Genomic DNA, 239 nt, shown 5'->3' on the forward strand with positions numbered 1-239 from the left:
CGCGGTCGAACAGGTGTTGTTTTGCCGTGAGCTGGCCGCCGTGCTGGCCAACCCGCTGCCGTTGAACCTGCGTCATGTGGATCTGCGCGCTGTGCTTGCCCAGGTCAGCGAACAGACCGGACTGCGCTTTCGTGTCCCCGATCGGCCTTATGCCAGCGTGAAGTCGCCATATTTCTACAGCCTTGCCGCCGGTTACCAGGCTATGGACAGTTTGGCCCGAGTGTTCAGCATTCCCGACT

General features: G+C 61.1%; 1 pseudogene. It reads left to right on the forward strand.

The features are described 5' to 3' along the window. Positions 1-239 (forward strand): annotated as a pseudogene (locus ACW9IR_RS30020) (hypothetical protein); the annotation flags it as partial.

The sequence above is a fragment of the Pseudomonas sp. SDT291_1_S447 genome, assembly GCF_054070155.1.